Raw genomic sequence first — 4,598 nt, 5'->3', positions numbered from 1 at the left:
TTCAGCCACTCGGACACCTCACCAAATTGTTTTGCTGCCAAACCTCATGGGTGGCAACGGGGCGCTACTATAGGGAGTTGGAGTAAAACGGTCAAGAAGAATTTTAATGATAATTATTGTTTGCTCATACTGTAAACAACTTGTGCAGTATATCTACATCGAGACAAGTTATGGACTTATACTTCCAAAGTACTTCATACATATCACAAAATAAAAAGGCCGGTTAAACCGACCTTTTATTCGTTCTTTCTCTTCGCCCATCAGGCGGCAAAACAATCAGCGACTACGGAAGACAATGCGGCCTTTGCTCAGGTCGTACGGGGTCAGTTCAACAGTCACTTTGTCGCCCGTCAGGATGCGGATGTAGTTTTTGCGCATTTTACCGGAGATGTGTGCAGTAACCACGTGACCGTTTTCTAACTCTACGCGGAACATGGTGTTAGGCAACGTTTCAAGAACGGTGCCTTGCATTTCAATATTGTCTTCTTTGGCCATCTAATCCTCTGGGGTATCACTACCGTAATTTGAACCGGCAAGATAATGCCGAAGTTCTGTAAATAAGTAAAGATTTGCGCGCTAAATCGCAACAAACAGGTTTGGCACATAACTCCGAAAACACACGGCTAAGCCGCACCAAAAGCGCAACGTATAAGGGAGCGGTGAGATAAACGATGGGCGTTACCTGACGCGAAAAATTCCTTATCGGCAGCGGAGTAATGAGCGTAACCAACTCTGCGACCGCAATTATAACACTCTGGAGAGAAATGTGCCGAAAACATTCATTTCTGAGGCGAAAACAATTGCCGTGGCACCCAGAAGTTATTCGGCAATCGTTCCGGGCGCATTTGATTAAGATAATTGAGGTAATCCCTGCGGGGAATTTCGCAGGCGCCAAGCGAAGCTGTGTGATCATTAAGCACCTGACAGTCGATTAATTTGCCACCGTGATGGATAAATTCTTCGCAGAATACCAGGAGCGCCGTTTTGGACGCATTTTCCATGCGGCTGAACATCGACTCACCACAAAATAACGTTCCCTGCGCCACGCCATATATGCCGCCGACAAGCTCGTCTTCACGCCAGACTTCAATCGAGTGGGCATGACCCAACTCGTGCAGGCGGTAGTAGGCTTCAACCACGTCGCGCGTGATCCAGGTTCCTTCTTCGCGATCGCTGGCACAACCTTCAATAACCTGACCAAAGGCGTAATTCATTGTGACACGATAGGGCGAGCGTTTATGAAAGCGTTTCATACTACGACTAATATGCAGTGATTCTGGCCATAATACCGCGCGCGGATCGGGCGACCACCACAGAATGGGGTCGCCAGGAGAAAACCACGGAAAAATACCGCGTTGATAAGCCATTAACAGACGCGCAGGGCTTAGATCGCCCCCCAGCGCCAGCAAGCCGTTAGGCTCACGTAATGCGCCTTCCGGGGAAGGGAAGGCTATTGAATGGCGAGAAAGCTGAACCAGGCGCATGACCGCAAAACTCCACTACGCAAGTCGGATCGTTCAATAATAGCTCACAAACCCTGCTTAAACTGGTAATAACGCCCCTGTCTGGCAAGCAGTTCTGCGTGAGTACCTTGCTCAATAATTTGTCCGTTGTCCATCACAATTATTTGCTGGAAACGAGAGAGACCGCGAAGTCGATGGGTGACCATTAACACCGTTTTCTCACGCATCATTTCTACAAGTAATTCAAGGATCTGGCTTTCAGTTGTGGCATCTAAGCCTTCAGTTGGTTCGTCCAGCAATACCAGCGGCGCATCGTGTAATAGCGCACGGGCGATAGCCAGACGGCGCAGTTCGCCACCGGAGAGTTGGCGTCCACCTTCACCCAGCCAACTGTTGAGTCCTTCGTCTTCAAGCAGCTTCTCCAGACCGACGCGGCGCAAGATCTCCGCCAGAGCCTCATCACTGCTGCCTGGTGCTGCAAGTAACAGATTATCTCGCAGCGTTGCGCTAAACAGATGTACACGCTGTGGCACAACGCTGATGGTCTGGCGCAGAGTCGCTTCATTCAGGCTGGCTATAGGGCTACCGTTAAGCAAAATCTCGCCCTGTTGCGGGTCCCATGCGCGGGTCAGCAGTTGTAACAGTGTTGATTTACCGCATCCCGTTCGACCGAGAATCGCAATATGTTCTCCGGTGTTTGCCTGAAGGGAAATCCTGTTAAGAGCTTGTTGTGATTGTTCCGGATAAGTGAACTGAACATCACGTAACATCAGGGAAACCTGATCGGCAACATGGGTTTGGGTATCAGGGAAGGTGACTTCCGGTTTTTGATCCGTTAAGTCAGTGATCCGTACTGCAGAGGCAATGACTTGCCCCAGATGCTGAAATGCACCTGTCACCGGCGCCAGAGCCTCAAACGCAGCTAACGCACAGAAGACAAACAGTGCAATTAACGCGCCGGGTTGAGCATTGCCGCCAACGCCGCCGGACGCCATCCACAGCATCAGGATCACCGCTAACGCGCCAATGAGCAGCATTATCGCTTGCGACAATGCGGTCAGTTCAGATTGACGGCGTTGCGCTTCCAGCCATTGAATTTCAGTATTCTCTAGTTGCGTGCGATAACGATCGCTGGCACCAAAAATGGTCAGCTCAGCTTGCCCTTGCAGCCAGGCCGTCAGTTGTTGGCGATACTGCCCGCGAAGATGAGTCAGATTTTGCCCGGTGCTTTTTCCCGCACGATAAAACAGCGGTGGCATCAGGAAAAGCGTCAGTAACATAATGCCGCCCAGCGTAAAGGCGAGGGTGAAATCAAGGAAACTTAACCCGACTGTCACCACCATAATCACCACAAAAGCGCCCACCAGCGGTGAGATAACGCGCAAATAAAGATGATCGAGCGTATCAACATCCGCCACGACGCGGTTGAGCAATTCGCCCTGACGATAGCGCGCCAGCCCGGCAGGGGAGAGCGGCAAAAGTTTACTGAAGGTGTAAATGCGCAGATGCTGCAATACGCGGAAAGTCGCGTCATGACTCACCAGACGTTCAAAATAACGCCCTGCGGTACGGGTGATTGCCGCGCCACGCACCCCTGCGGCGGGGAGCATATAGTTGAAGCTGTACAGTCCTGCAACGCCCGCAACCGCTGAGGCGGAGAGGAACCAGCCGGAAAGCGTCAACAGACCGATACTGGCGAGCAGAGTAATAATCGCCAGCACAATACCAAGGCTTAACATCCATTTATGACGTTTATACAGAGCCAGATAGGGTAGCAAAGCGCGCATTTAAATCTCCTCCTGACGATGAGCCAGCAATGTAGCGAAAGGACCGTTAGCCACGCTTAATTCCGCGTAACGCCCTTGCTCAATAATCTGACCATCCTGCATCACCCATATGGCGTCCCAGTCAGCAAGATCTTCTAACTGGTGGGTGACCATTAACGTAGTCTGGCGCAAAGAGGCGGCATTCAGCGCCTCCATCACTCGCTGTTCACTGTGTGCATCCAGGCTGGCAGCGGGTTCATCCAACAGTAATAGCGAACAGGGATGCAGTAATGCGCGAGCCACCGCCACGCGTTGCGCCTGCCCCACGGAAAGGCGGGCAGCCTGGTCGCCAACAGGCGTATCAACTCCTTGTGGCAGGAGCGGTAGAAACTCACTGACCCAGGCGTTATCCAGTGCTGTTTGTAACTCTTGTTCGCTGGCATCAGGTCGCGCCAGTAGCACATTGTCCCGTAGTGTTGCTGCTGGTAATTGTGGATTTTGCCCAACCCAGGAGAGATGTTTACGCCACGATTCCGGTGATAAATCACGTAATTCTATCCCGTTGACCCGTAGTGATCCCTGATATGAGAGAAAACCGGAAAGCGCATTAAGCAGTGAACTTTTACCTGAACCGCTACGACCAACCAACACCGCACGTTGACCTGCTGGCAAAGTAAAGTTCAGCGGTCCGGCCAGCGTTTTACCTTCTGGCGATGTGATAAACAGATCCTCGGCCTCAATGGTCACCGGATCGGTCGATGTTAATTCCGTCTCACCGCGCTGCGGATGGGCGAGCGGGGTTTCCATAAACGTTTTCAAACTGTCCGCCGCGCCAACAGCCTGGGCTTTAGCATGATAAAACGTACCGAGATCGCGCAATGGCTGGAAAAACTCAGGCGCAAGTATCAGCGCCAGAAAACCCGCAGCCAGCGTCACGCCAGTATCATAGTGACCAAAATCCAGCTCGCCGAGATAGGAAAAACCAAAGTACACCGCCACAAGGGCAATCGACAGCGAGGTAAAGAACTCCAGTATGCCGGAGGATAAAAATGCCAGCCGCAGCACTTCCATTGTCCGTTGACGGAAATCTTCCGAAGCAGAACGAATGCTTTCAATTTCAGCTTCACCACGACCAAAAATACGCAGCGTTTCCATGCCGCGCAGGCGATCGAGGAAATGCCCACTTAAGCGAGCAAGTGCGAGAAAGTTACGTCGGTTAGCATCGGCGGCGCCCATTCCAACTAACGCCATAAACAACGGGATTAACGGCGCAGTGCCCAGCAGAATAAGCGCCGCAGCCCAGTTAGAAGGGAATATTGCTACCACAATCAGCAGCGGCACCGACACTGCCAGCGCCATTTGTGGCAGG

Annotated in this window: 4 protein-coding genes; all 4 read right to left on the bottom strand. The window is 51.8% G+C overall.

Annotation, left to right across the window (positions count from 1 at the left end):
• Positions 1–276: 276 nt before the first annotated feature.
• The gene (gene infA, locus EQY_RS0120700; protein ID WP_001040187.1) at positions 277–495 is read right to left on the bottom strand and encodes a translation initiation factor IF-1; all 219 of its coding nucleotides are present in this window, start codon (positions 493–495) and stop codon (positions 277–279) included.
• 284 nt (positions 496–779) lie between these two features.
• On the bottom strand, positions 780–1,484 hold the full coding sequence (gene aat, locus EQY_RS0120695; protein ID WP_001241665.1) for a leucyl/phenylalanyl-tRNA--protein transferase: 705 nt from the start codon (positions 1,482–1,484) through the stop codon (positions 780–782).
• Positions 1,485–1,528: 44 nt separating this feature from the next.
• Positions 1,529–3,250 (bottom strand): heme ABC transporter ATP-binding protein/permease CydC, encoded by a 1,722-nt coding sequence (gene cydC / locus EQY_RS0120690; RefSeq protein WP_001202149.1) that lies wholly within the window; start codon positions 3,248–3,250, stop codon positions 1,529–1,531.
• A partial coding sequence (gene cydD / locus EQY_RS0120685; protein ID WP_000685749.1) for a heme ABC transporter permease/ATP-binding protein CydD occupies positions 3,251–4,598 on the bottom strand: 1,348 nt, incomplete at its 5' end.

The organism is Escherichia sp. TW14182, assembly GCF_000208525.1.
In the GTDB taxonomy this organism is placed as follows: domain Bacteria; phylum Pseudomonadota; class Gammaproteobacteria; order Enterobacterales; family Enterobacteriaceae; genus Escherichia; species Escherichia ruysiae.
Note: the sequence above shows the minus strand (reverse complement) of the source record. Positions and strands in the feature narration are given on the sequence as shown.